Genomic DNA, 25,497 nt, shown 5'->3' with positions numbered 1-25,497 from the left:
AAAAATGAGAAACCGAAATAGAAGCAGTTGGTTCTTATTCGTCATTGGTCTTAGCTTACTACTTAGTGCCTGCTCAATGGGACAGCCAGATGAACAACAGGAAGAAAGTGAATCCGTCAGTAAACCGAGTGTCGAAAGCAGCGTGATCGCACAAAATCTCTCCATTCCCTGGTCAATTCAAAAGCTTGATGATGTATTCTACATCACCCAAAGGACAGGGGATATCATTGAAATTAAGGATGGCAGGAAATCCGTTGTGAAAACCAATCTGGCTATGCCATTATCCAAACGGCCAGAAGCGGGATTACTGGGATTTGTGCTTCATCCTGATTTTAAAACCAATCAGCAGGCGTATGCCTACTACACGTATGATGACTCAGGGGACCCGTATAACCGTGTCGTAGTATTGAAACGAACGGAAAATCAATGGAGCGAGGAGAAAGTATTGCTGGACCGAATCCCAAGCGGTCAATACCACCACGGCGGAAGACTTGAAATCGGTCCGGATAACAAACTTTACATCACGGCAGGGGATGCCACTCAACAGGATAAGGCTCAGGACCTCTCCTTTCTTGGAGGGAAAATTCTTCGGATGAACTTGGATGGCGGAATACCAAAAGACAACCCATTTAAGGATTCTTACGTTTACAGTTACGGTCATCGTAATCCTCAGGGACTTGCATGGAACAAAGCTGGAGAGCTATATGAAACAGAGCACGGACCGAACGGATATGATGAAGTGAATCGTATTGAAGCCGGCAGCAATTATGGATGGCCAACGATAACCGGGGATGAAAAAGAAGAGTCTTTGGTCTCTCCTCTCGCTCACTCCGGGGAACCTTCATGGGCCCCGTCAGGAGCGGATTTTTGGAATGAAGATTTAGTGTTTGCTTCTCTCGCAGGTCAAAGTGTGAAGCGATTCGACCCTGAAACCGGCAAAGTATCGGACTTGCTGACAGGATTTGGTCGTATTCGGGACGTGCTTGTGGAAGGTGACACCCTTTACTTTGTATCGAATAATACGGATGGACGCGGGATCCCCAGGGAGAATGATGATAAATTGTATCAGGTGGATCTGAATTCATTGACGATTGAAGAATAAGATTGGGATACCTTCCTTAGCTCTGAACTGGGGGAGGTATTTGGTTGCAAAAAAAATAACACGCTAAAGAGCGTGTTTATGAATTCTTATTCTCATCATTGTCTTTATATTTCAGAATAGCGATCACAAACATCCCAAAGCTGAGCATCAGAGATAATACTTCAAATGTATTCATGGATACATCGCCTCCTTACTCTAATGCTTCCCTGATCCAGGATTGTCCTATACGCTCTAAAAAATAAAAAAACATGAAACCAATGGAGTAGTCGGTTTCATGTTTTTTGTTTTTCATCTTGTTAAAATATCCAACACATTTGTCAGAAATACATCCTCATCGATGGCAACAGCAATCCGTGAACAGCCCGTCCCCAAGCAGTCTGTACTTCCCGACCTGAAATCAGCGATGCTTAATCCGTTGGCATAACTTTCTTCATGCTGAATTCGGACCTTCCTTTTCTCATAGGTGAACAGCCCATCGATGGCTGAGGCAGCCATGACGGCAGAGAGGTCATGTTGTGGAGTACCGGGGATGCCCGGCTCCAGTTGCTGATACGCTTCGTAATAAAAGTCCAGGATGGGTTTGATGATCTGATCCAATGGGGTCTTGGCCCTGGAATGGATGACATTCACTTGAGCAGGTGTTATAAGGGCCAACCTTGTGACATTCAGCGGGATCACTGTCAGGTTCGGAGCGTATCTGCACACAATGTCCGCTGCCACTGCATCCCCATAAAAGTTTGCCTCTGCTACTTCTGTTACATTGCCCGGAACAAGAAATGCCCCTCCCATGATATAGGTTTCCTTCACCAGGGACATGACGTCTGGGCTCAAGAGCCAGGCGATGGCAAGGGACGTACACCTCCCCACACCAACAATCGTGAGTTCCCCGGGATTCTTCTTGATCAGTTGAAACAGCTTGCTGAAATTGGTTCTGTTCCCGTATCGTTCTTCGGGGATCGGCGGTGAGAGGGGACCAAGCCCTTCCACCCCGTGAATATCCGGGAAATACTCGGGTTCCTCCCCGTTAAGTGGTCGAGTGCTCCCGGCAATGACCGGTATTCCTTTTTGGCCAGCTAATGTTAGTAGATAGGTTGCATTCCGATAGCTTTTGTTCCGGTCTGTATTGCCGAATCCACTGACAATACCCACGACTTCGATGTTCGGGTCTTTCAAAGCATAGATTAGCGCAATCGCATCATCTATACCAGTATCTGAAAATAGAATGATTTTTTTAATAGAAAACACCTCCTACTATCATATATGTAGGAGGTGGGAAGATTGCTTGTTGTAATCACTAGATTCATTGATTTATTTGCTGGAGTCTGGTAAAAAGAACAATACTTAGCGATAGAAAAGTGAAAAGTGATCCAATGCTGATGGTTCTTCAAAATACGATCTATTAAACCGCATATCACAGAATGAATGACCGTACTAATATAACCACTTATTAGCTCAATTTGTGATTTTAAAAGGGTATTAAGGGTATTTTATATAATATAGAATACAATGGTTCTCTCTATGAAAGGGGAAGTGATGACGTGAGTGGTAAATGGATGGTCGCATTTCTTCTGGTGGCTGGATTACTGAATGGATGTGCAGCAGACGATCAAAAGAACGATCAAGATTCTACTGAAGTAAATTCGGATGTACCTGCTGGAGAAACCGAGCAGCCAGCAAACAAGATAGATGTTCTCGCCAACGATGAAAAGATTATAGAGATGTTAAAGAAGACCGGAGTCATTTCAGAGGACGCCTCACATGAAGAGATTGAAAAAGCCCTTCAAAAATATCTCCAAGATAAAAACAGTGACCAGCTGAACAATGAAAAAGAAAAGAAAAAATATATTGAGGAGATCAAAAAGAAAATTCAAGAAGGCAGCTAGAAACTTAGAATGGGTTAACCGGGGCAAGGGTGAAAATCCTTGCCCGTTCTTTGTTCAACCATGGATCAGCGCATGACGCTTCCCCCTGAAATCTTGACCGATTCCCCGACAATGTTTTCGGCAGCATCACTTAATAAATAGACAATGGTGTTCGCGACCTCAATAGGGGAGGTCAACCTTCCTGAAGGAATGCTATCCTTTGCGATCTCCAATTGCTCCTCATACCTTCTGCCTTCACGTTCGCCTTTTGATTTTATTGCGCTTCTTCCCATATCGGTATCTACATAACCCGGGCAAATGGCATTCACCCGTATGTTATTTTCAATTGCTTCATGGGCAAAGGCTTGTGTAAATCCGGTCACTGCAAACTTAGAAGCACTATACGCGCTATTCCCGTGTGTCCCTCTCAAGCCTGACAGGGAAGAGATATTGACGATGGAACCCCTATTCTGATCCTTCATTTGGTTATAGACGGCCTGTGAGAGCTGAACCAGTGAGAAGTAGTTTACCTCCATGATATTTCTCAGGTCTTCCTCGGATAGAACCTCGACCATATCACCGCCGCCTATACCGGCTGAGTTCACGAGACCTGTGATGGGGCCATGCTGGTTTCTTGCCGCCGATAGAAGCTTTTCACGATCAACAGTGTTGGTAAGGTCGGCTCTATATAGGAAGACCTTGTCTGAGTCCCGGCATTCATTTTTCAGTTGCTTCAGCTTTTCTTCATTTCTTCCAGTAATCGTCACCTTTGCGCCTGCCTGAACGGCCACTTTCGCCGTTTCAAATCCGATGCCCCCAGTCGCGCCTGTGATGAGGATATGCTGGTCTTTTAATGTGCTTTCATGGAAAAGGAAACTCATTTTTTTTACCTCCTTGTGTTGTATAGTAGGATTTACCCGTTTGGGGGAAGAGGAAAACAGGTGAAGGTGTGGTGGACTGTCGGTTTTGAAAATAAATGGTGGAGAATTGAAAATAAAAGTGGATATTTGAAAATAAGTAGGGTGAAATTGAAAATAAAACCTTCACTAGAGGAGCATGACGGATCAAAATCTGCTTCCAGCATCCATTTTCAGTCCCAATGGTCACTTTACAGCCGAAAAAAGAACCCCAAATCCCTCATTTGGAGTTCTACATGTTTATCCCTTACCAATCCCATTCACAATCATCTTCACCGTCATATCAATCTCCTTCTCATCATCCCAATCGGCTTCAGGAAGGAAAAGGTACCGGACAAGCAGCAATCCGAAGATACTCGTTGCCGAAAATCGCACGACAGTGTATGAAGGCAGGTCGATGATCTGCCCCTTTTCTTTATAATGATCGACTAGCCTCACGAATTTCTCGACCACTTTTTCAGCGATATGCTCTTTGAATTGTTCCTTCAGCTCAGGATGAAATGGGATTTCCTGTATCAAAATCTTAAATGCCGTCATGTTCTCTTTCAAAAATTCCTGCCGATTCAAAATCATCGCTTTCAGGAAATCTTCATACCGATCATACTTCGCATCGAGCACTTTATTGAGATCCCGGATCACAAATGGAGCGATCAGCTTGGCCATCGTAGGAGATACAATCGAAAGAAGCAGGTCCTTCTTCGTTTTGTAATGCCGGAAGATGGTTCCTTCTGCGACCCCTGCTTTCTTTGCAATTTGACTGGTAGAGGTGGAAGCGTAGCCTTTTTCTGCAAACATTTCAATGGCTGCCTCCACGATTTTTTGTTGCTTATCAGTCAGTGTTTCTTCCTGATCAAATAGCTGTTTAAATATATTCTTTTCCTCAGTCATGCTTTAAACCCCTAACTTGTCGTTCATTACTTACCTATATTTTACGGTATTTTCTGAGGGCTGCAACATTGAGAACGATAAAGAGTAGAGAAAATCCAATCAATACCGATAAGTTAAAGAGCAAATCCTCAAAAGCAAATCCCCGAATCATCACATCTCTTAAAGCATCTGCAGCATAATAGAGAGGAGTGATTGGACCGATCCAGCTCAGCCATTCAGAAATCGTATCTAAATTGAATAATCCTGAAAAGAATATCTGCGGTACGACCACAATCGGAATGAACTGCATCATCTGTAATTCATTCTTGGCAAAAGCCGATAGCAATATTCCAAGCGTCAAGGCCGTGAATGATAATGAAACAATGATGATCAAAACATTGAAAAAGCTTCCTTCCATCATCATATCCAAAACATAGATGGCATACCAGGAAATCAAGGATGCTTGAAGGAGAGTGACGATACCGAAACCAAGGACATAGCTGACAACCATTTCCCAAATCTTGATCGGGGAAGCAAGCAACCTCTCAAGTGTACCTGTCGTTCTCTCTCTCAGGAAAGATACCCCGCTGATCAAAAAGACAAAGAAGAAGACGAAAAAGCCCAGAAGTACTGGTCCAAAGGAGTCAAACATCTCCATGTCCCCGCTTCCGTACACGTACTCAATCTGATCTGATAGTTTTTGAGAGCCGGAGGGGAACAACGTTTGAATTTTTTTCATCACAGCCCCGTTGACAGTGGGGTCACTTCCTTCAATGACAATCGAAGGGGAAGTAGGATCTTCGAATGAAATATAGCCATCCAGTTCACCATTTTTAATGTCTTTCAAGGCCTTATCGGGACTCGCATAAGATTGAAAATCCTTCGTATCGAATGTCCCTTCCAGTTGCTGTGGAAGATCGACAATCGCCACCTTTGCGTCGTAATCATCCGAGTTAAATACGAGAGACAGCATACTGAGTATCAATAAGGGAGCTAAAAACATCAAAGCCAATGTTCGTTTATCCCTGAGGAGCTGTTGAAGAATCCGAATGACAAAACCTCTAATCCGCAATGGAAACACCTCCATTTTTCAAAAATACCTCTTCAATCGAAGTCACCCCATACGTTTCTTTAATGGCATCAGGCGTATCGCTTGAAATGATTTCTCCATGCTGCAGGAGGCCAAGACGGTCACATCTTTCTGCTTCATCCATCACATGGGTTGTAATGATAAGGGTTCTGCCTTCTTCCTTAAGACGATGAAAGCTATCCCATATTTCCTTTCTTAAAACGGGATCAATCCCAACAGTCGGTTCATCTAAAAATAAGACTTCAGGGTCATGCAGAAGGGCAATGGCAAGGGAAAGCCTCCTTTTCATTCCTCCTGAGTATTGATGAACAGGCTTATTGAGGTGATCAAGTAAATCTACGGTCGTCATTACTTTTTCAATTTGTTCGTTTCGTTTCGGTTTCTTTAATCCATAGAGAGAAGCCATGAAAGATAAATTTTCCTTCGCTGTCAGCTCATCATATAGGGCGTCTGATTGAGCCATATATCCGATGGTTGGGTACAGATCTTTTGCTTTCAGCTTGTTCCCTTTGAAGGTGACACTCCCTGTCGATGGGGTTTCGAGCCCGATCATAAGCTTGATCAATGTCGTTTTGCCAGAGCCAGAGGGGCCTAATAATCCATAGATATCGCCTTTTGGGATGTTGAGAGAAACGTTTTTCAACACTTCCTGAGGGCCGAATGACTTGGACAGCCCGTTCAATTGGATGATGGAATTCATTGAATCACACCTTTCTGAAGATAATGAGTGATTACTCACTCTTAGTATAAAGTATGCTGAGTGAACTGTAAAGTGAGTAATCACTCATTAATTATCTATATTTATTCTATTCACAAAACGATCCCTTAGAAGAGCACGATGAAAAAGGCTCTATTCACAAAGATTGTTGTTTTCTAGCATAGAATCTGCAAGGGCTCTGTCAACCAGGTTTATGCTGGATGGTGAGGAAACTGCTCCGCTTGCAGCTAGCGTTCGGCCGAGCCTCCTCAGCTTCGCTTCAAGGGTCTCGGCACGCCCGTACTTCCGCAGGAGTCTGCGCAGTTCCCCCTCACCATCTTAAACAGTATTTTCATGACAGAGCTTCAAGGTGTGTAAGAAAAAAAGTAACTAGAAAAAAATAATTCTTCTTCCTTAAAAGGAAAATCAATCTCTACTTACCTTAAATGAGATTGTTTGCAAAAATTCTTTTTTTTATTGTTTTTCGTTAAGGATACATGCTTAAAAAGTTGATTGGAGCGGAAGGATGCTCGACTCCTGCGGGAATAGCTGGACAGGTGAGACCCCGGAGGCGCAGCTGAGGAGGCTCACCGCCAGCCCCGCGGAAAGCGAGCATCCTGGAGCGGAAATCAACTATTACTTTCTCCTCTACAATAGCAACAAACTATACGAAAAGAGCACGATAAAAAAAGAGCCTGAGCAAAGCCCAAACTCTTTTCACAATCATTATTCTACTGTGTCATTTTCCCATTGATAGCTCCAGAATCGCTCAACAGTCACCCACTTTAATGCTTCTGGGTCATTTTGCTGAATGCCTTTTTCTAAATCCTTGAGCATCCATGCTGTTTGGGAGATATGTGCCTTCATGGCATCGATTTTTTGATCTTTAACTGGTGTGATATCAACGAGGATATCCGGCTGTCCCAACGCTTCCTCACAATTCTTGGAGAAGGCAAGGCAGTGGAGCTTCGGTCTTGATGCTTTAGGAAGGCGTCGAACGGCACGTACGACGGCTCTTGCTGTTGCTTCGTGATCCGGGTGAACAGAGTAGTCCGGATAGAAGGTGATGATGAGTGAGGGGTTCAATTCTTCAATTAACTCAGTCACCATGTTGGACAGCTTTTCATCATTTTCAAATTCAAGGGTTTTATCCCGGTATCCCATCATGCGTAAATCCTGTATTCCCATCACATCGGCCGCTTTTTGCAGTTCTTTTTTACGAATCAGTGGAAGCGACTCTCTTGTTGCGAAGGGTGGGTTCCCTAAGTTTCTTCCCATTTCCCCTAATGTGAGGCAGGCATAGGTAACAGGCGTTCCATTATTCACGTGGGTGGAAATGGTTCCTGACACACCGAATGCTTCATCATCGGGGTGGGGAAAGATGACAAGTACTTGTCTTTCTTTTTCCATTTTGACCTCTCCTTTTATATAGATTCAAGTGGTTTAGTTGAAAGGTGTAGGGCTGATTTCAAGGGCTACGGCCAGTTTCCCGTCCCCGCCGTGACCTGCAAGTAACAAGCGTCCTTGTTCATCGAATTCATAATGAGTCAGTCCTTCAGCATAAATCCAGCCGATTTCAATTTTCAATCCGACACGGTAAGGTCCGTCCCCGATGATTTTCCCGTGCTCATAGTTGACTTTCGCGTTGCGGATATAGGCTCCTGCAGAAAAGAAGCCCTCATTGAAGTGGGATGCATAGGCTCCGTTGGTGGTTTCTAAATGTATATAAACGTCCTGACGGGCAAGCTGGGTAATGATCCCTTGCACATCAGCAATCTTGATCGGTTCCATTCTTTTTCCTCCTTAAATACAGAAAAGACTCTTAACCATTATGTACTATCTTACTAAAATTCATGAATGAATGCGAAAAGTATGATTGGGGGAGGGACGTGCTTTTTGGAAGGTCCGTCCCTCAAAAAAAAAGTGCCAGGCACGAGATCATTCTTTCGTGCCTGGCACCAGCCGGTAATTATTTTTCAAATCGATTGTAAGCCCCATGCATGACAGGACCAACGTATTCGTTCAGTTTGAATCCGTGTTTGATGGCTGCCGTTACGAAGGTTTTCGCGTTTTGTACAGCTTCTTTCACGTCTTGTCCATTTGCAAGGTTTGATGTGATGGCTGCTGCGAATGTACAACCGGCACCGTGGTTATAAGTCGTTGCTACTTTCTCTTCTTCAAGTAGGGTGAATTCGTTTCCGTCATAGAATAGATCAAGAGCTTTGTCATGTTGCAATTGCTTTCCGCCCTTGATGACAACATTCTTCGCTCCAAGGTCGTGGATTTTTTTTGCGGCTTCCTTCATTTCATCAATGGTTTTGATTGGACCTGACCCGGCAAGCTGACCTGCTTCGAACAGGTTAGGAGTCACTACTGTAGCGCGCTTAAGCAAATGCTCTCTCATGGCATCCGTTGTTTCAGGGTTTAATACTTCATCTTCGCCCTTACATACCATGACAGGATCGATGACGACTTTATCCAAACCGAATGCATCGATTTTTTCCGCTGCAAGCTCAATGATCTCGACTGTACCGAGCATGCCTGTTTTCATTGCATCGATCCCGACAGAAAGAACCGTTTCCAGTTGTGCTTCCAATGTATCAATGGATAATGGATGAACCTGGTGGTGCCAAAGGTTATTCGGATCCATCGTCACAACCGTTGTAAGAGCCGTCATGCCATACACGCCATGCTCCTGGAATGTTTTAAGATCTGCTTGGATTCCGGCTCCACCGCTTGTATCGGAACCGGCGATCGTCAGGGTTTTTTTCAATGTCATAGTTGCATTCCTCCTAAGAAAGTAACTCATGTAAAAGTCTGACTAAAGAATATAATAACGGACGGGTAAATACAAATTCTTTTGGCTGTTTACAAAAAAAGACGCCGGGAATGATTTCCTCGACGTCTTTTTTGGATTGGATGGATCATTAGAACTTAGAATGGTTTCGCATCATTATTAGTTGCTTCTTTGGAAGCGACGATGACAAGCTTTCCTTTATCGAGTTCCTCTTCATAAACATCTGCTTCTGCCTGGTTCATCCCCACTGACTTCATTTTCGAACGTAATTCATCTCCGCGGCTGTTGAATAAATTACTCATGGACTCAATGATTCCTTGTTCTTTTATACCCGTGGATTCCGTATGGGTAGCTTCTGTGATATGTTCAGAACGATGTTTGTCATGGGCGAACACATAGATTTCATCTTTTGAGAATCCTTCACTTGTAAACATTTCAATTTCTCTTTTCGCTTCTACCACATTTTCAGCTGTTTGAACTTTATACATAATCATTACCTCCACTTTTCATTTAATGTCTTGTTCCTTCTTTTCCCGGTTGTGCAGAAATAAAACTTTCCATAATATAGAAATGATTTTGAGAGAATAATTGTTTCCAAGATTCTACATTATTTCCTATAATAGAAGAGAGGAAGGTGAAGAATTTGACAAAACAATACAAGAAAATACAAGAAATTGAAGCGCTTTTAGCAGATTTGAAAGCAAGTGAAAGAGAAACCGGTGCCTCTTTGGCGTTTGAGAATAGAAGCAGTAGACGTTTTCCGGCTTGGAAATTAACAACATCCATTCTGTCCTTTTGGAAAAATAGAGTGTTGTTGATTCTCCTTCTTTTCATCCTATTAATAGGAGGAGTATCCATAGGGGTCTATTCGTGGTTATCCGGATCTACCTTTACAGAAGAGAAGGGGGCGTTTGTCGAACGGATTCAAGAGATGAGTTCCTTGGCGACGGCTCAAGGGTTTATAAAGGCCGTGATTGAGCAGGAGGATAATCAATTATTCGGGAAAGACATCAATACGGATATACCGGGGACAAAGCGGAAGCTCTTGATGGTAGTTCCTGGAACTGTCCTGGCAGGAGTTGATTTACAGGGAATCAATGAAGACGATATAGTAGTTGATGAAGAGAAGAAAGAAATACAATTAATCCTGCCTCGTGCAGAGATTCTTCAAGCCCCTTCCATTGATACTGAGAACATTAAGACCTTCTCCGTAGAAGGGATTTTCAGAAATGATGTGGACTGGAACGAGGGATTTGCCCTTGCGGAAGTGGCAAAGGACCAAATCAGCCAGGAAGCGGTTGAGCAAGGGTTGCTTCAAGCCGCTGAAAAAAATGCAGAGAAATCTTTGAAGGGTTTCTTTGAACAATTGGGCTACGACATTACGATTCGATTTCAAGACTAGAAAGGATGTCTAACAGTGACGCAGATTTTTCAAAACGATTGGGCAGACATTCTGGAAGGTGAACTTCAGAGGGAGTACTATCAGACCTTGAGGGAATGGCTGAAAGGGGAATATGAAACGAAAATAACGTACCCTTCCATGCATGATATTTTCAATGCTTTTCATTATACAGCTTACGAAGATGTGAAGGTTGTATTACTTGGACAAGATCCATATCATGGACCGAATCAGGCAGAAGGCTTAAGCTTTTCGGTCAAAAAAGGAGTCAAGATTCCGCCGTCGTTACGAAATATGTACAAAGAGCTCCATGATGATATCGGATGTCCGATCCCTCCTCATGGCTCCCTGGTAAAATGGGCAGAGCAAGGTGTCCTGCTGTTAAATACCGTCTTAACCGTACAAGATGGGAAAGCGCACTCCCACCGGGGAAAAGGGTGGGAACAATTCACGGACCATGTCATCTCGACCCTGAATGAGCGAGAGAAGCCGATGGTGTTTCTTTTATGGGGGAAACCCGCTCAGGCGAAGCAGGCACTCATCGATTCTTCCAAGCACTATATTGTGACGGCCCCTCATCCGAGTCCATTATCTGCACACAGGGGATTCTTTGGAAGTAAACCATATACTAAAACAAACGAATTTCTGCGGGAACAAGGCATAAAAGAGATTGACTGGTGTCTCGTATAACCGGATGTTTCACGTGAAACAATGGATGGCCCCTCGTTTATGGAGGGGTTTATTTTGTAGAAGGGGGCTGCCAAATGAAAAATGAGAAGCGTATCAACTGCTTTCAATGCCACTATTTTTATACAACCTGGGAGCAGGCTCATCCCCGGGGCTGTAAAGGCTACGGGTTCAAATCAAGAGCCATGCCTTCACTGGTGGTTTTCCAATCCTCAGGGAGCCCGTGTATGAAATTCAAGCCTAAACAGAAATGACCCGAGAAGATATTTGCGAAATCCTTCATTTAGAATTAGGATAGTGATGTAGGTAAAACAGAGGAAGTACATATTGTATGTAATCACGTACGGGAAGACTTGTGGAAGGAGTCATCAATTGTGAATATCCCACATCAATCATTAATAAAGAAAATGGAACATGAGCTCGGAAAAGCAAAATCAGCCGAGAAGTCACAGCAAATCCGTGAGCATGTGTATTCAATAAAGGCTCTATGTGAAGTTTTGTTGGAGGAAAACCACGGGGCATCTACTGTAGCCCATTCGTTTCAACCTCAACAAACAATGCCATATTTACAGGAATCACAACCGAGTCAGAAGCCTGTCACCATCCAGAAAGAAGAGCCTCTGGAAACGGATGACGGAGCGAATGGAAATTCATTATTCGACTTTTAATTACTAAATGAACGAAATAACAGGAGGTCCATCATGAAAACATTTATCATTATTGGAGCGATCAACGCCTTTTTATCAGTCGCTTTAGGAGCTTTCGGTGCCCACGCATTGGAAGGGAAAATCTCACAGAAGTATATTGATATTTGGAATACCGGAGTTCTCTATCAGATGTTTCACGCCATCGGAATCATCATTGTCGGGGTACTGATGGGGAATGTGACACCAACATCATTACTGTCCTGGTCCGGCTGGCTGATGCTGATTGGAACGATTTTATTCTCAGGAAGCCTTTATGTACTGAGCCTATCCGGAATCAAGGTGCTTGGAGCAATCACACCTCTGGGCGGCGTCAGTTTCTTGGCAGCTTGGGTGCTTTTGATTGTCTTTGCAGCGAAAACGTTATAAAAAAAGTAAGATACCCTGACAGGAAAGTATTCTCCTGTCAGGGTATTTTTTTATCGCTGGGAATAACTTTGCATAGAGCCTCCAGCTCCAAACGGATATTCATATTCAATTTCTTCATCAAATGTAATGTAGTCTAAGTAAATCATTGGGATGAGGTACCTGGTCCCCGTTTGTGGATCACTCAGGATAAGGTGATCCCGGCCCGCGGCTTCTATGATTCCTTTGAAAATCTTCGCATTCCATTCTGTATTGTTTTCAAACGTAGTGTAAACAGTCGCTACTTTTCCTTTGTTCAAGCGAAGGATATTCTCGATATACGATTCTTCAATCGGCAGCATCCCCTGAATATTTTGAGTAGGGGCTGGAGCATTCGTCGGTGAAGGTACTTGGAAACCTCCACCACCTTGCTGTTGGGGATAATATTGTTGACCCTGAACCTGACCTCCTCCGTAATACTGACCATATGGATTATACCCTTGCATATACGGGTTTGATTGTTGATTAGCCAAACCGAATACCTCCTTTTAATAAAGTTAAATTACTTTCTGACAATCTCCTTGAGCAGGCTGATTAAGTTTCAGAACAGCCATCTCACTTTAAAAGATGCTATGTCTCACTATTTCATGTCTATGTAGGGGGAGAATAATATATTCGTTTGATTTTTGAAAGAGGAAGACAAACTTTTTTTAATAAAAGTTCCTTTCGTAAACTTTGTGTCTTTGCATAACTTCCCAAAAATGAATTTCTGTTTTAGATGAGGGGTAGTGTGAAAATAGGGACCGTTACTTTCCGCTCCAGGCACTTGCTTTCCGCGGGGAGGAAGTCGAGCCTCCTCGACGTTCCGTCTGTGGGGTCTCGACCTTTCCTCTATTTCCCGCAGGAGTCAAGTGCCTTCCGCTCCAATCCACTCTGTGCTGCTCCTAATGACAGATGGCCAAAACAAAAAAAGCTCCTATTTTAGAAATATTGAGCGTTTGTTCCCCCAATAACTATCTACAAAGGAGTAATAGAAAGTTTTATGTTAACTCATAAATCGAAGTATCCTTAAACTATCTTTCAAATGAACCAAACAATGATACCACCGTAAATGACCTCATTTAAAGAGAGCAGTAGTCCGTTTTCCATATTAAGCTCTGTCATGAATTTTTTTATGGATGGTGAGGGGAACTGCGTAGACTCCTGCGGAAGTACGGACGTGCCGAGACCCCGGAAGCGAAGCTGAGGAGGCTCGGCCGAACGTCCTCGGAAAGCGAAGCAGTTCCCCACACTATCCAGCACACGCTTGTTGACAGAGCTCCAGGCAGATCTTATGTTACAAAACAACCATCTGAAAAGAGCCTAAAAAAAAACGACAAGCCACGAGGGCTTGTCGTTTATCATTGTATTTAGTTCACGTGAAGGAATTTCGCAATGGCTTCTTCTTTTAACAGATTACCTACATAGAAAGTACCGAATTCACCGTAGCGTGCACTTACTTCATCAAAACGCATTTCGTATACAAGCTTTTTGAATTGAAGGACGTCGTCAGCAAATAGGGTCACACCCCACTCGTAATCATCAAAACCAACAGAGCCCGTGATGATCTGTTTGACTTTTCCTGCATATTGGCGGCCGATCATTCCATGACTTCTCATCATGTCGCGACGCTCTTCCATCGGCAGCATGTACCAGTTATCATTACCCTGGCGACGCTTGTCCATCGGATAGAAGCAGATATGATTCGCTTTCGGAAGGATCGGGTAGATGCGCTCCTGTACATATGGATTATCATAAGGATCGCCTTCTGAAGGCATGTAGTTGCCAAGTTCCACTACAGAAACATAAGAGTATGTCGGAATCGTGAATTCAGCGATCTTCAGCTTGTTGAATTCATTTTCCAGCTCATTTAATTCTTCCATCGTAGGACGAAGGATCATCAGCATGAAGTCTGCTTTTTGACCAACGATCGTGTAAAGAGCGTGACTGCCTTCCTTCGCATCCTGCGTGCTGTTTAACTTATCTAAGAAACGGTGGAATTCAGAAATCGCCGAGGATCTTTCTTCACTCGGAAGCATCTTCCAAGACGTCCAATCCATCGCGCGAAAATCATGCAGGGAATACCAACCATCTAACGTTTGTGCCGGTTCTGCCAATGTAATCACTCCTTAAAGTACTTTTTCCAACTTTACTATATCATAGTTTGGCCCTGGAGTAAGAATACAAAACCCAATGTCGTTAAAATGGCACAAATAGTGGATAGGCAAGGGATATGTGGAACACACTATCTTAGTAGATTATGACATAGGCTTAGGGGTGTAGAGAAAAGGGTAAAAGGAAATAGAAATTATTAGAAAACAAAGACTTTTTCAGTGAAACCGATAACATTTCCCCTTTTCCTTGAATTCCTATATGAGAAGAGTATTCTAAGATTGGATATGTATAAATCAAGGAGGTTCCTCTATTGAGCAACTTATTTACAACATTAACAGATAAAGTAAAAGGCAAAGAGTTAAAAATCGTTTTCCCTGAAGGTACAGACGAACGTATTCTAACAGCAGCCTCCCGTTTAGCCGGCGACGGTATCTTGACGCCGATTGTAGTCGGAAACGTGGATGAAGTCAATTCAAAAGCAGACCAGCTTGGTGTGAAGCTTGAGGGTTGTGACGTTGTAGACCCGGCATCATTCTCTGGAATGGACGAGCTTGTGGCGGCATTCGTCGAGCGCCGTAAAGGAAAAGCCTCAGAAGAAGATGCGAAGAGAATCCTATTAGACGGAAACTATTTCGGAACGATGCTTGTTTACACGGGCAAAGCTCACGGTCTTGTAAGTGGAGCAGCTCACTCGACAGCTGATACGGTTCGCCCGGCTCTTCAAATCATCAAGACAAAAGAAGGCGTCCGCAAAACGTCAGGTGTCTTCATCATGGTACGTGAAGAAGAGAAGTATGTATTCGCTGACTGTGCGATCAACATCTCACCTGACAGCCAGGATCTTGCTGAAATCGCAATCGAAAGTGCGAAAACAGCTGAAATGTTTGACATCGACCCACGTGTGGCAATGCTAAGCTTCTCTACAAAAGGTTCGGCCAAATCACCGGAAACGGAAAAAGTGGTTGAAGCCGTTTCCGTCGCAAAAGAAAAAGCACCGGAACTGACAATTGATGGTGAATTCCAATTCGACGCAGCATTCGTTCCATCTGTTGCAGAGAAAAAAGCACCGGGTGCCGACATCCAAGGTAATGGGAACGTATTCGTATTCCCGAGCCTTGAAGCAGGAAACATCGGATACAAAATCGCTCAACGCCTAGGAAACTTCGAAGCAGTAGGCCCGATCCTTCAAGGATTGAATGCACCTGTGAACGATCTTTCACGTGGCTGTAACGAAGAAGACGTGTATAAGCTTGCGCTGATTACGGCTGCTCAGGCACTGTAATTTAATAAATGCTGTGAAAGAAGCCGGATCCTTTAGGGGGTTCGGTTTTTTCGTTTGTGTGTGCTGGATTGGTGGCTGGCACGAGGGTAGACTTATCGTTTGCCTGTTAAAGATCACTCTTTTTTTAACAGGCAAATAAACCTGGATATTCACCTGTCAAAATAACCGTAGTTTTTAACAGGCAATCAATCTCAAACGAAATGCGAACCCCATGGATTGTCCAACCCTTTTTTAGCAACCCCAATTATATGATATAATGAGCTCGCATGTTGTGAGTGAAGGAGAAGCGTTATGGATAAGGAAAAAGCATATGCACTGCTTCGTCAAGCCAGATGGAGAGTGATTGATCAATCGAGCTTGGGACCGATGTTCGGGGCCCTGCAGTCGTTTGCCATGGACGATACGTTGTGCACGGCGATTGGAGCAGCACAGTCAGACCCGACGGCACGCTCATGGGTGCACCATCAAACGGTCGTTCTGGGCATTCAGGATACAAAGCTGCCGTTTCTTTCAGATGCCTTGAAGGTATTGGAAGAAGAAGGCTATCAATATATTGTAAGAAACTCCGGAGGCCTTGCCGTTGTATTGGATGAAGGAGTATTGAATCTATCCTTGGTTTTCCCCGATTCTGAGAAAGGGATCGATATTAACCGTGGCTACGATGCCATGTGGTTGCTAGTGGAGGATATGTTCAAGGACTTTGATGTGAAGATCGAGGCGAAGGAGATCACGCAGTCCTACTGTCCTGGAAGTTATGATTTGAGCATACATGATCAGAAATTTGCGGGTATTTCTCAGCGCAGAATTCGAAATGGGGTAGCTGTTCAGGTGTACCTCTGTGTCAATGGAAGTGGTGCTGAACGAGCGAGTCTGATTCAGCGGTTTTATGAGACCGGATTGAAGAATGGAACGACAAAGTTTACGTTTCCTGTAATTGATCCTGAAGTGATGGCTTCTTTATCGGAGCTGCTTGGAGTCGAGTTATCGATTCAAGACGTGATGCTCAGGTTCCTGAAGTCGTTAAAAGGATTCAGCGGTGAGTTTTACAGTAGTGCCCTTCAAGGGGAAGAGTATGGAATGTATGAAATGTATTATCAGAGAGTCGTTGATCGGAATGAGAAGTTTTTAGGATAGAAAGTTAAGCTGGACTTCGATTGGTTTGGGGTCTGGCTTTTTTTGTTGTGTGAGAATTGGTTAATGATGGTAAAATACGCATAAAATAAAAAAACGACGCAATAACCTCTGATTTTGACGCATAAATCAAAAAAACGACGCGAAAAAATCTAAATCGACGCAATTACGGCTCCTCGCTACTACTAAAAACCAGCACACCCACAGGCGCACTGGTTGGGAACTAGCATTATTCAGCTACTTTTTCTAAGTTTCCGTTCCGATCCATTTTGAAACGTGGCGCTTTGGCATCGTCTTCATCGAATAGGACAAGCTTTCTGGCGCGGTTCATGATTTGCATAAGTGTTTCGTAGTCTTCCTGCATAGTGACGGAATTGTTTTCAAGAGCTTTGACTTTCTTTTCAAGCTCGCTGTTTTCTTTTCTGATTTCAGCGATTTCCTGCTTTAATCTCTGATTCTCTATTTTTACATAGTCGGAATTCATGTTGGTTTGAGCAAGGTTTTGCAGGAAAGCAATGACTTTCTCGAGTGTCACTTCACCTTTTAATCCTGAAGGCTTTAACACATGGTTAGCGGCAGGCGCCTGCTGTGTGACGTAGACTTGTTCCTCGCTTGCTTCCATTTCGAATTTCGGGGCTTCTTCGGATTCTTTCCCCAGCTGTTCCGTTTCTGGCACATAGTTTTCGTACTCAGCAAATTCCATTTCTTCTTCGGCTTCAGACATTGATAGAGACATAGCATCTAAATCTTCGAATGAAGGCGTTGGTGGCTGATACAATAGCTTTTTCTTGCCGCCCTGGTCTTTTCCGAGGATGCGGTGGCGCTGTTTGCGTTGTTTTTTTGCTAGTTGAAGAGCTTTCTCGTATTGGTGACGTACGACTGCGTTCCATCGGAATCCACATGCCGCAGATGTGCGGTTCAGTTTGTCCCCGACTTCTTCAAAGGCATTTAATTGTGTGCTGCCTTCCCGTACATGACGTAGGACCGTTTCTGCTAATAATAGATCATTCTCTTCCGTCCAGGCATCCTGTCTCGTTTTCATCATCATTTCATCTCAACTCCCATAGTTTTCTTAAATGATTCGTTGGTTAAAGGATGGACAGTTTTATAGGTTTTTATACGAATATGTTAAATTTATTTTTTGTCTGCTAGTTTCGTTGTATAAGTGGGGATTCCCACAAGCTGGAAACGATGTTCTCTTGCAAAACATTGCAGAAAACTGTATTCTATAAATCGATGTTTACGACGAATAAAAATCATTTAAATAGATAGAAAGGGTTGTTGACAAATGGCAAACGAATTTCGTGTTTGCGATGATTGTCAGGCCGTTAACCTAAAGACCTTGATTCCCAAATTAAAAGAAATCGACCCGGATGCACCGATCGATATTGCGTGTCAATCCTATTGTGGTCCAGGACGCAAGAAGACATTCGCTTTCGTGAATAATCGTCCTGTAGCGGCGTTGACTGAAGAAGAACTCATGGAAAAAGTAATCAAGAAAATAAAGAAATAAAGGAAAACTTCCAGTGAGGAAGTTTTTTCTTTTCTGTTGAATAAAAAAATATAGGTTTGGCTCTTCTTGGAAAAGGAAACTAGTTAGAGGGTAGAGAATAAGTAGGGAAAGCATAGATTTTTGTCAAGCGCGCTTAAAAGCTGAAATTTTTTTGAAGGAAACGGAACGCTTGGCGTGGATCATTCAGAAGCCAAATACCTATTTTTTTCGACAAAATTCGAGATGAATACCAGTACGAAAGTAGCTATAATATAAATATGCTAGTTTAGGAAGAGGGTAGAAGATGGAGTATGCCAAGCAGAAATTACATGAAGAAAAAGTATTTAAAGACCCTGTTCATCGGTATGTTCATGTAAGGGATCGCGTGATTTGGGATTTGATTGGAACGAAAGAGTTTCAACGACTTCGCAGGATCAGGCAGCTGGGAACCACTTACCTGACCTTTCATGGTGCAGAGCATAGCCGGTTCAATCATTCTCTTGGTGTGTATGAAATCATCCGCCGAATCGTGGACGATGTCTTCGCAGGCAGACCGGAGTGGAATCAGGATGAGCGATTATTGTCCCTTTGCGCTGCGTTATTGCACGATCTTGGGCATGGACCGTTTTCCCACTCCTTTGAAAAAGTGTTTCACCTGGATCATGAGCACTTCACCCAAGCCATCATTTTAGGGGATACAGAGGTGAATGAGGTACTAACGAAAGTGGGACCCGATTTCCCGAAGCATGTAGCGGAAGTGATTGCGAAGACGTATAAGAACAAGCTGGTTGTCAGCCTGATTTCAAGTCAGATCGATGCGGACCGAATGGATTATTTGCAGCGTGATGCTTATTTTACAGGAGTAAGCTACGGTCATTTCGATATGGAGCGAATTCTTCGTGTGATGAGACCACGTGAGGACCAAGTGGTGATCAAACAAAGCGGTATGCATGCAGTGGAAGATTATATTATGAGCCGCTATCAGATGTATTGGCAGGTATATTTTCATCCGGTCACACGGAGTGCTGAAGTGATTTTAACGAAAATCCTACATAGGGCGAAGGAGCTTCATGAAGACTATTATTCCTTTAAGCAAAGCCCGATCCATTTTTACTCCCTGTTCGAAGAAGAGGTTTCACTCCAGGATTATTTAAAGCTAGATGAAGCGGTCATTATGTATTATTTCCAAATTTGGCAGGAAGAAGAGGATCCAATTTTACGGGATTTATGTGAGCGGTTCATGAACCGTAATTTATTTAAGTACGTGGAATTTGATCCGGCGAAGGAATATAAGAAGCACAGTGAGCTTGAAGTTCTGTTTAAAAAAGCGGGGATCGACCCTGATTATTATTTAGTGGTGGACTCATCTTCAGACCTTCCATACGATTTCTACAGACCTGGTGAGGAAGAAGAACGGCTTCCGATTCATCTGTTAATGAGAAATGATGAGCTGCGCGAGTTATCGAGGCAGTCGGATATCGTCGATTCTATTTCCGGAAAACGCCGAACCGATCATAAATTATATTATCCAGTGGATTTACTATATGACGAATCAACGAAGAAAAATATTAAGAGACAAATACGTACGATTCTAGAATTAACATAAACGACACGACACAATGAGGATCTACAAATGCAATACTAGGAGTAGGAGATGACGTACATTGTTGAAAGATCATGCAAAACTAATGAGTGCCTTCTTAGCCTCGGGTGAAGTGGTGGGAAGGAAAAAGCTTCAGAAGATGATCTTCATCGCGAAGAAGCTTGAATTCCCGTTTCAGGAAAAATTTCAGTTCCATTTTTATGGACCTTACTCGGAAGAGCTTACCCTCAGGGTGGAAGAGCTCTGCAATATGGGATTCATCTCCGAGGTGAAGGAGAAAAAGGGTGGATATTATCAATACCGGTACACCGTCACCAAAGAAGGGGAAGACTTCTTGCAGATATATGAGAAAGAGATGCCCTGTTTAGAAGATTGCCTGACGGATATGAACGTTCAATCAGCACGCTTTCTTGAACTTGTTTCGACAGTCTTATATTTTGATAACCTTCCAAAAGATGAAGTAGTGGAGAAAGTATTCACACTAAAGAGCAAGCAGAAATATACAGAAGAAGAAATCGACGAAGCCTTCGCATACATCGAAGGATTAAAAATGAAAAAAATCGTCCAGTAAAGGGCGTTTCATATGAAAGGGGGATCACTCGAAAAGGGTGATCCCTTTTTAAATGAAAAAAATCGTCACTCATGAGCGTAACGATTTTCCTCACTTTATTTAGGTGTTTGATCCATTTTTTCTATAATCTGATCAAGCTTTTCTTCAATTTGTTTATCATATTTCCGTTGCTGGATCCTTCGATTTCGAAACCCTTTTGCCACCATGAAAGCGACCACCACAATGGCAGCAAGGAAAGCCATCATGAACAATTGGAAGAGTACATCACCGGTATTTATGTCCATTTTACTTCCTCCTTTCCATTTGGTATATCGTATTCATCAAAGTGAGAATTTACCCCTTTTTTACGTTTAAGTAGGCTTCATAGCCGAATGTGATGATCAGTCCGGTAAAGAAGAGGAAAGATGAGGAAAAGAGGTCCCTGCCTATGATCAATGAAGACATATAGTTAACAAACAGTAACCCCATATATGTATAGAATCCCAGTACGGCACTTTTGTTCCAGTTGGTCTTTTCTTTAGAGGACATGCGTTTAAAAAATTTCATAGGGTAGCTCCTTCGTATGGAATACGATTGGAGCCTGCAATCGGTCTGATGGCAGGCTTATTGTCCTTCATTCTTATTGATCACTCAGTCTCTTACCGCCAACTGCATAGTGAACTTTCGTCATTTCTTCAATGAAGACAACGATTTTTTCTTCAGGTGCTCCGGTTGTTTCGCTTACGGCTTCGGTAACTTTTTCGACGAGGGCGCGTTTCTGTTCTTCTGAACGGCCTTCGAGCATTTTTACGGTGATATAAGGCATTATGATTCGCTCCTTGCATTTGGATTTGGTACAATCTGTGGTAGGCATGTTCGTTTTAGCCCACCTTTTTAATGTAAAGGGTAGGGGTTGTGAGAGCAAGTTTCTTATGGTGGGAAATTGGAATTGTTCTTTAGAGTGGTCATGAAGGCAGGATTTTTTCTGTATACTATGGAATAAGAAAGTAAAACATTTTTAAAGGAGTACATACTTTGGATACATTTAGCTCTCTTTTTGAGTCCATTTCCGTCTTTCGGTTGGAAGAGCTTCCTTTTGTGGTGATTGCCCTGGTCATGGCCTTTACGGTTCATGAGTTTGCCCATGCATTTGTGGCGTACAAATTTGGCGACACGACAGCGAAGGATCAGGGAAGGCTCACGTTAAACCCGATTCAACATCTGGATCCCCTGGGAACCATTTTAATTTTAATTGCGGGGTTTGGCTGGGCGCGTCCTGTGCCGGTCATGAGATCCCGATTTAAAAATCCCCGTTTGGCAGGGGTACTCGTTTCAGTGGCAGGCCCGCTGAGTAATTTCTTACTTGCATTCATTGCATTCGGATTTTTTTATTTTTTTGTGGGAGTGACTGGTGGAGTCGGGGTTCCTCCCTTTGTCATCGATCTCCTGCAGATGATTGTGTATCTGAATGTGTTGTTATTTGTATTTAATCTGCTGCCGTTCCCTCCCCTGGATGGGTACCGGATCATAGAGGATTTATCACCGAATCATATCAGGGCAAAAATGACTCAGTATGAGCAGTATGGAGTCGTATTATTTTTGATCATCGTGATTACACCACTGGATGAGTATACGATTTGGCCATTGTTACAAGGCGGGATGACAGCAACCAACCAGGCTTTCAGTGCCATTTTTACAACTGTTTTTTCAGTCTTTAGCTAGTAATGTCAACTTTGAAGGAGTGAAGATACATGGAGAAGAAAAAGAACATAGGGTTCAATATCATTAAAAGTGATCCTACTGACGGCCACGGTGGCTATGGTGTAGGCTCATTGAGTCTTGATAATGTTTCCCCAGTGATGATTGATGTCGAAGAAGGGGAAGCGACGATTGAAATCGGAGCGATGCATGCCAGGAGCCCGATTGAAAAAGGGATTAAATTCACGAATAATCGGGAAGATTCAGCAGGCGGTAAGCCTTACTGGTTAATCTGGATAACCATCGACCGTATGGAAAATGGACCGTACTACGCAGGTGTGACGGCTTGTGAAATGGTCGTGAACCGTGAGAAGCGCAGAGGATACAAGTCCATGCCGGAGCACGTGAATAATATGGATAAATCGATCAAGCGTAAAATCGTCCTTGATCAACTGGATGACAAGTCAAAAGGGATTCTCATGGACTTTCTGAAGAAACATGATGAGGGTATGTGGGAACGCTCAAAAGACGAATTAAAGGAAGCGTTAAAAGTTTAAAAAAAATAGAAAAAACTCCTTTTGTGAACAAACTATGACATTTTTTTGAATATGTCGTTCACATCTTGCCCTTATGCTTGAAAAAAAGTACACTTAAATCACAGTTTGCACATAAACTAGGACATGAAAAACCACGGGTTCGCACAAACCCGTGGTTTTTCGTTTTTCTTATAGAGATTTAGCGTGATTTGAGGGTGTGAATTGGACTTGTTGTGCCAAAATGGACGTCTTATGCTTGTCGGGCCATGGCGAGCCCCTTCCGCTTTTCGATATGTCCAGCTCCAGGGGCTTGGGGCTCGAGGTCATAAGCCAAGTCACCCAAAAAGGCAAAGGGCGCCTTTCCGGGTGACTCGTCTTATGCTTGTCGCCCCAGGGCGAGCCCCTTCCGCTTTTCGGTTAAAAAATCCAATCCTTCACTTTTTCATACCAAGGCTTTTCTTCTTTTTTCGCTGGTGCCTTTTCTTTTGGTGCTTCATCATTTTCACCCAGGTGTTCATGGCAGTATTCTGTAGGTTCGGTTCCTTTTACAAAGTACGTGAAACGCTGCACGGGACAGTCCTCTGTGGCCAGTTTCCCGTTATGAGGATTCACGGCTACGCCGACGACGCCCTTCGTCGGTTTGAAGTTTTTGACGGGTTCATCCTTCAGGGCTTCCTCCATGAAATTCACCCAGAGTTTCTTGGCTAAATATTTATCATCGACGAGGGAGATTTCTTTTTCTTTGTCATATCCGGTCCATACCCCTGCTGTGAGCTGAGGTGAGTAGCCGATCATCCAGTTATCTGTATTGGTGGTACCTGATTTTCCGGCATAGGGACGGGTGGCGTCTTTCCGGATCTGTATCCCCGTTACCGTTGAGTAATCATTGAGCTTTGGATCAAATATTCCACTCAGCATATGTGTCATGACATACGCCTGATCAGGGTCCAAAACTTGTTCTTTTTCAGTTGTATTTTCGTAAATGACGTTACCGGACCAGTCTTCCACACGTGTAATGAATACCGGTTTTACCTTATACCCTCCGTTTGCGAAGATATTGTAGGCGTTGACCATATCGATGACTCGTGCCCCTGATGTCCCGAGTGCAGAGGAAGGATACTTTTTTACCTTTGTCGTTAATCCGAATGTATCCCGTGCTGTATTCGTTAAGGTATCCTGACCAATGAAAAGGTGGGTTTTCACTGCGTACACATTATCGGAAAGAGCAATGGCCTGAGCAAGGGTGATATCATCCCCTGCATATTTATTGTTGTAGTTGTGAGGTCTGTATGTCGCTTTGCCATCATCAAATGTGAATGAAGTTAACTCGCTTTTCATCGTCGTTGATGGGGTGAAACCTTGCTCCAGGGCAGAATAGTACAGGAGCGGTTTAATCGTTGATCCAGGTTGACGAATGGCCTGAACCGCACGATTAAACGGGCTTTCCTCATAGCTTCTTCCACCGACAAGCGCTGTTACATGACCATTCTTTGGGCTCATCGATACAAAGCCCAGCTGAATATCAGACTCAGCGGGGATTTGTTCCTTCACGACTTTTTCTGCGACTTTTTGATGGTCGGGATTGAGGGTTGTGTATACCTTTAGTCCGCCCATTTCCACGGTTCGCTCTTCGATGCCTAAGTCAGAGCGGAGAATGCTTTTCACAACGTCTTGAAAATAGGGAGCCGTTTCTGCCTTATAGTGTGCGTGCTCGCCTGTAATGGTAATGGGAGCGGACTTGGAAACGGCCTGTTGTTCTTTTGTAATGAAGCCGTCCTCGGTCATGGACTGAAGGATCAGCTCCTGGCGCTTCTTGGCATTCTCCATATTGGTGACGGGTGAATAGTACGTCGGTGCTTTCGGGATTCCCGCAAGCATAGCGGCTTCTGCAACGGTCAATTGGTTGGCATCCTTACCGAAATAGTATTGACTTGCAGCTTGGACCCCGTAGGCTCCGTGTCCATAATAGATGGTGTTTAAATAACCTTCCAGAATTTCTTTCTTCGAATAGTTCATTTCGATACGAATCGTATAGAGGGCTTCTGAGATCTTTCTTTTCCATGTCTTGTCATGGGATAAAAATAGATTACGAGCATATTGCTGGGAAATGGTACTGGCTCCTTGTACCTTTGCCATGGCTTTCAAGTCGGCAAGTGCTGCTCCCGCCATACGTTTGATATCGAAGCCATAGTGCTGATAGAAGCTTTTGTCTTCGATGGAGATGGTGGCTTCAATGAGCGCAGGAGAGATTTCTTTCAGGCGCACCCAATATCGTTTCTCTCCTGTATTCGTTTCCCCTATAACCGAACCGTCCTCCCCGTAGAGCAGAGTGGATTGAGGCACGGCAAGCGGAGGGGGCCCCTGGATTTTAGCGTATGTTAAAACTCCGATCAAACCGGCAAGAATCAGGACCGCACCCAATAAACCTGCAACGACTGCCACTCTGGCATACTTTTTTGTTCTCTCCATTCGTGCTATCAGTTCCATACCTCTCCCCACCTTCTCCTCCCGAGGTCCGCTGATTTTCAGGGACGGACCTTAGTATGTATTGGACAATAGTAAACATCCTATATTATGTTTAGCG

At 43.6% G+C, this 25,497-nt stretch carries 30 protein-coding genes; 13 read left to right on the top strand and 17 right to left on the bottom strand.

The window, feature by feature from the left end; translation table 11 throughout:
* Positions 1–4: 4 nt before the first annotated feature.
* Positions 5–1,102 (top strand): PQQ-dependent sugar dehydrogenase, encoded by a 1,098-nt coding sequence (locus ACXAF2_RS11255; RefSeq protein WP_475138745.1) that lies wholly within the window; start codon positions 5–7, stop codon positions 1,100–1,102.
* A 76-nt stretch (positions 1,103–1,178) separates the two neighbouring features.
* On the opposite strand, the gene ACXAF2_RS11250 is transcribed toward ACXAF2_RS11255, so the two are convergent.
* Both ACXAF2_RS11250 and ACXAF2_RS11245 read right to left on the bottom strand, forming a co-directional pair.
* On the bottom strand, positions 1,179–1,277 hold the full coding sequence (locus ACXAF2_RS11250) for a putative holin-like toxin (RefSeq protein ID WP_220154059.1): 99 nt from the start codon (positions 1,275–1,277) through the stop codon (positions 1,179–1,181).
* Between the two features lie 113 nt (positions 1,278–1,390).
* Positions 1,391–2,347: a nucleoside hydrolase gene (locus tag ACXAF2_RS11245; RefSeq protein ID WP_475138743.1), complete on the bottom strand. Its 957-nt coding sequence runs from the start codon at positions 2,345–2,347 to the stop codon at positions 1,391–1,393.
* Positions 2,348–2,640: 293 nt separating this feature from the next.
* On the opposite strand from ACXAF2_RS11245, the gene ACXAF2_RS11240 reads away from it, so the two are divergent.
* Entirely contained in the window at positions 2,641–2,985 is a 345-nt protein-coding gene (locus ACXAF2_RS11240) for a hypothetical protein (RefSeq protein WP_475138742.1), read from the top strand.
* A 65-nt stretch (positions 2,986–3,050) separates the two neighbouring features.
* Here the strand turns inward: ACXAF2_RS11240 and ACXAF2_RS11235 are convergent, their stop codons facing one another.
* The 8 genes from ACXAF2_RS11235 to ACXAF2_RS11200 form a co-directional block, all read right to left on the bottom strand.
* Positions 3,051–3,845 carry an SDR family NAD(P)-dependent oxidoreductase gene (locus ACXAF2_RS11235; RefSeq protein WP_475138740.1) on the bottom strand — a complete coding sequence of 265 codons (795 nt, stop codon included), beginning with the start codon at positions 3,843–3,845 and terminating at the stop codon, positions 3,051–3,053.
* Positions 3,846–4,121: 276 nt separating this feature from the next.
* Complete coding sequence (locus ACXAF2_RS11230; RefSeq protein WP_475138739.1) at positions 4,122–4,769, bottom strand: TetR/AcrR family transcriptional regulator; 648 nt, start codon at positions 4,767–4,769, stop codon at positions 4,122–4,124.
* Positions 4,770–4,803: 34 nt separating this feature from the next.
* Positions 4,804–5,820: an ABC transporter permease gene (locus ACXAF2_RS11225; protein WP_475138737.1), complete on the bottom strand. Its 1,017-nt coding sequence runs from the start codon at positions 5,818–5,820 to the stop codon at positions 4,804–4,806.
* Positions 5,810–6,538 carry an ABC transporter ATP-binding protein gene (locus ACXAF2_RS11220; RefSeq protein WP_475138735.1) on the bottom strand — a complete coding sequence of 243 codons (729 nt, stop codon included), beginning with the start codon at positions 6,536–6,538 and terminating at the stop codon, positions 5,810–5,812. Before ACXAF2_RS11220 ends, ACXAF2_RS11225 begins: the two co-directional genes overlap by 11 nt.
* Positions 6,539–7,261: 723 nt before the next feature.
* Positions 7,262–7,945 carry a bacillithiol biosynthesis deacetylase BshB2 gene (gene bshB2, locus ACXAF2_RS11215; RefSeq protein ID WP_427599896.1) on the bottom strand — a complete coding sequence of 228 codons (684 nt, stop codon included), beginning with the start codon at positions 7,943–7,945 and terminating at the stop codon, positions 7,262–7,264.
* A 33-nt stretch (positions 7,946–7,978) separates the two neighbouring features.
* Positions 7,979–8,326 carry a YojF family protein gene (locus ACXAF2_RS11210; protein WP_148970650.1) on the bottom strand — a complete coding sequence of 116 codons (348 nt, stop codon included), beginning with the start codon at positions 8,324–8,326 and terminating at the stop codon, positions 7,979–7,981.
* 178 nt (positions 8,327–8,504) lie between these two features.
* Positions 8,505–9,314 carry a pyridoxine/pyridoxal/pyridoxamine kinase gene (pdxK, locus tag ACXAF2_RS11205; protein WP_475138733.1) on the bottom strand — a complete coding sequence of 270 codons (810 nt, stop codon included), beginning with the start codon at positions 9,312–9,314 and terminating at the stop codon, positions 8,505–8,507.
* A gap of 155 nt (positions 9,315–9,469) precedes the next feature.
* Entirely contained in the window at positions 9,470–9,820 is a 351-nt protein-coding gene (locus ACXAF2_RS11200; RefSeq protein ID WP_475138731.1) for a YflT domain-containing protein, read from the bottom strand.
* A 146-nt stretch (positions 9,821–9,966) separates the two neighbouring features.
* On the opposite strand from ACXAF2_RS11200, the gene ACXAF2_RS11195 reads away from it, so the two are divergent.
* From ACXAF2_RS11195 to ACXAF2_RS11180, 4 genes are all read left to right on the top strand, one after another.
* The gene (locus ACXAF2_RS11195; RefSeq protein WP_475138730.1) at positions 9,967–10,734 is read left to right on the top strand and encodes a DUF4230 domain-containing protein; all 768 of its coding nucleotides are present in this window, start codon (positions 9,967–9,969) and stop codon (positions 10,732–10,734) included.
* A 15-nt stretch (positions 10,735–10,749) separates the two neighbouring features.
* On the top strand, positions 10,750–11,421 hold the full coding sequence (locus tag ACXAF2_RS11190; protein WP_475138728.1) for a uracil-DNA glycosylase: 672 nt from the start codon (positions 10,750–10,752) through the stop codon (positions 11,419–11,421).
* 371 nt (positions 11,422–11,792) lie between these two features.
* Positions 11,793–12,086 (top strand): YwdI family protein, encoded by a 294-nt coding sequence (locus ACXAF2_RS11185; RefSeq protein WP_475138726.1) that lies wholly within the window; start codon positions 11,793–11,795, stop codon positions 12,084–12,086.
* Positions 12,087–12,119: 33 nt separating this feature from the next.
* Complete coding sequence (locus ACXAF2_RS11180; protein WP_113969283.1) at positions 12,120–12,491, top strand: DUF423 domain-containing protein; 372 nt, start codon at positions 12,120–12,122, stop codon at positions 12,489–12,491.
* A gap of 50 nt (positions 12,492–12,541) precedes the next feature.
* Here the strand turns inward: ACXAF2_RS11180 and gerQ are convergent, their stop codons facing one another.
* Entirely contained in the window at positions 12,542–12,973 is a 432-nt protein-coding gene (gene gerQ / locus ACXAF2_RS11175) for a spore coat protein GerQ (RefSeq protein WP_475139179.1), read from the bottom strand.
* A gap of 903 nt (positions 12,974–13,876) precedes the next feature.
* Entirely contained in the window at positions 13,877–14,623 is a 747-nt protein-coding gene (hemQ, locus tag ACXAF2_RS11170) for a hydrogen peroxide-dependent heme synthase (RefSeq protein WP_148970657.1), read from the bottom strand.
* A gap of 308 nt (positions 14,624–14,931) precedes the next feature.
* Here hemQ and pta point away from each other — a divergent pair, with 308 nt between their 5' ends.
* On the top strand, positions 14,932–15,903 hold the full coding sequence (pta, locus tag ACXAF2_RS11165) for a phosphate acetyltransferase (RefSeq protein WP_475138724.1): 972 nt from the start codon (positions 14,932–14,934) through the stop codon (positions 15,901–15,903).
* A 291-nt stretch (positions 15,904–16,194) separates the two neighbouring features.
* Positions 16,195–17,037: an octanoyl-[GcvH]:protein N-octanoyltransferase gene (gene lipL / locus ACXAF2_RS11160; protein WP_475138722.1), complete on the top strand. Its 843-nt coding sequence runs from the start codon at positions 16,195–16,197 to the stop codon at positions 17,035–17,037.
* 226 nt (positions 17,038–17,263) lie between these two features.
* On the opposite strand, the gene ACXAF2_RS11155 is transcribed toward lipL, so the two are convergent.
* Positions 17,264–18,076 (bottom strand): RsfA family transcriptional regulator, encoded by an 813-nt coding sequence (locus ACXAF2_RS11155; protein WP_475139178.1) that lies wholly within the window; start codon positions 18,074–18,076, stop codon positions 17,264–17,266.
* 246 nt (positions 18,077–18,322) lie between these two features.
* Here ACXAF2_RS11155 and ACXAF2_RS11150 point away from each other — a divergent pair, with 246 nt between their 5' ends.
* The 3 genes from ACXAF2_RS11150 to ACXAF2_RS11140 all read left to right on the top strand — a co-directional run bounded on the left by ACXAF2_RS11150 (position 18,323) and on the right by ACXAF2_RS11140 (position 20,700).
* On the top strand, positions 18,323–18,547 hold the full coding sequence (locus tag ACXAF2_RS11150; protein ID WP_034765044.1) for a YuzB family protein: 225 nt from the start codon (positions 18,323–18,325) through the stop codon (positions 18,545–18,547).
* A 283-nt stretch (positions 18,548–18,830) separates the two neighbouring features.
* Complete coding sequence (locus tag ACXAF2_RS11145) at positions 18,831–20,132, top strand: HD domain-containing protein (protein WP_475138720.1); 1,302 nt, start codon at positions 18,831–18,833, stop codon at positions 20,130–20,132.
* Between the two features lie 58 nt (positions 20,133–20,190).
* A complete protein-coding gene (locus tag ACXAF2_RS11140; RefSeq protein ID WP_475138719.1) occupies positions 20,191–20,700 on the top strand; it encodes a YwgA family protein in 510 nt (169 codons plus the stop codon).
* Positions 20,701–20,795: 95 nt separating this feature from the next.
* Here the strand turns inward: ACXAF2_RS11140 and ACXAF2_RS11135 are convergent, their stop codons facing one another.
* From ACXAF2_RS11135 to ACXAF2_RS11125, 3 genes are all read right to left on the bottom strand, one after another.
* Entirely contained in the window at positions 20,796–20,984 is a 189-nt protein-coding gene (locus tag ACXAF2_RS11135) for a DUF4083 domain-containing protein (RefSeq protein ID WP_475138717.1), read from the bottom strand.
* Between the two features lie 49 nt (positions 20,985–21,033).
* Entirely contained in the window at positions 21,034–21,246 is a 213-nt protein-coding gene (locus tag ACXAF2_RS11130; RefSeq protein ID WP_475138716.1) for a hypothetical protein, read from the bottom strand.
* Positions 21,247–21,319: 73 nt separating this feature from the next.
* On the bottom strand, positions 21,320–21,505 hold the full coding sequence (locus ACXAF2_RS11125; RefSeq protein WP_475138714.1) for a 2-hydroxymuconate tautomerase: 186 nt from the start codon (positions 21,503–21,505) through the stop codon (positions 21,320–21,322).
* A 290-nt stretch (positions 21,506–21,795) separates the two neighbouring features.
* Between ACXAF2_RS11125 and ACXAF2_RS11120 the strand changes: the two genes are divergently transcribed.
* Both ACXAF2_RS11120 and ACXAF2_RS11115 read left to right on the top strand, forming a co-directional pair.
* Positions 21,796–22,401 (top strand): site-2 protease family protein, encoded by a 606-nt coding sequence (locus ACXAF2_RS11120; protein ID WP_113969431.1) that lies wholly within the window; start codon positions 21,796–21,798, stop codon positions 22,399–22,401.
* A 29-nt stretch (positions 22,402–22,430) separates the two neighbouring features.
* Complete coding sequence (locus tag ACXAF2_RS11115) at positions 22,431–22,934, top strand: YwhD family protein (protein ID WP_475138713.1); 504 nt, start codon at positions 22,431–22,433, stop codon at positions 22,932–22,934.
* Between the two features lie 396 nt (positions 22,935–23,330).
* Here the strand turns inward: ACXAF2_RS11115 and ACXAF2_RS11110 are convergent, their stop codons facing one another.
* Positions 23,331–25,400 (bottom strand): transglycosylase domain-containing protein, encoded by a 2,070-nt coding sequence (locus ACXAF2_RS11110; protein WP_475138712.1) that lies wholly within the window; start codon positions 25,398–25,400, stop codon positions 23,331–23,333.
* Positions 25,401–25,497 lie beyond the last annotated feature (97 nt).

Source organism: Rossellomorea sp. ABR4_004 (genome assembly GCF_056159585.1).
Note: the sequence above shows the minus strand (reverse complement) of the source record. Positions and strands in the feature narration are given on the sequence as shown.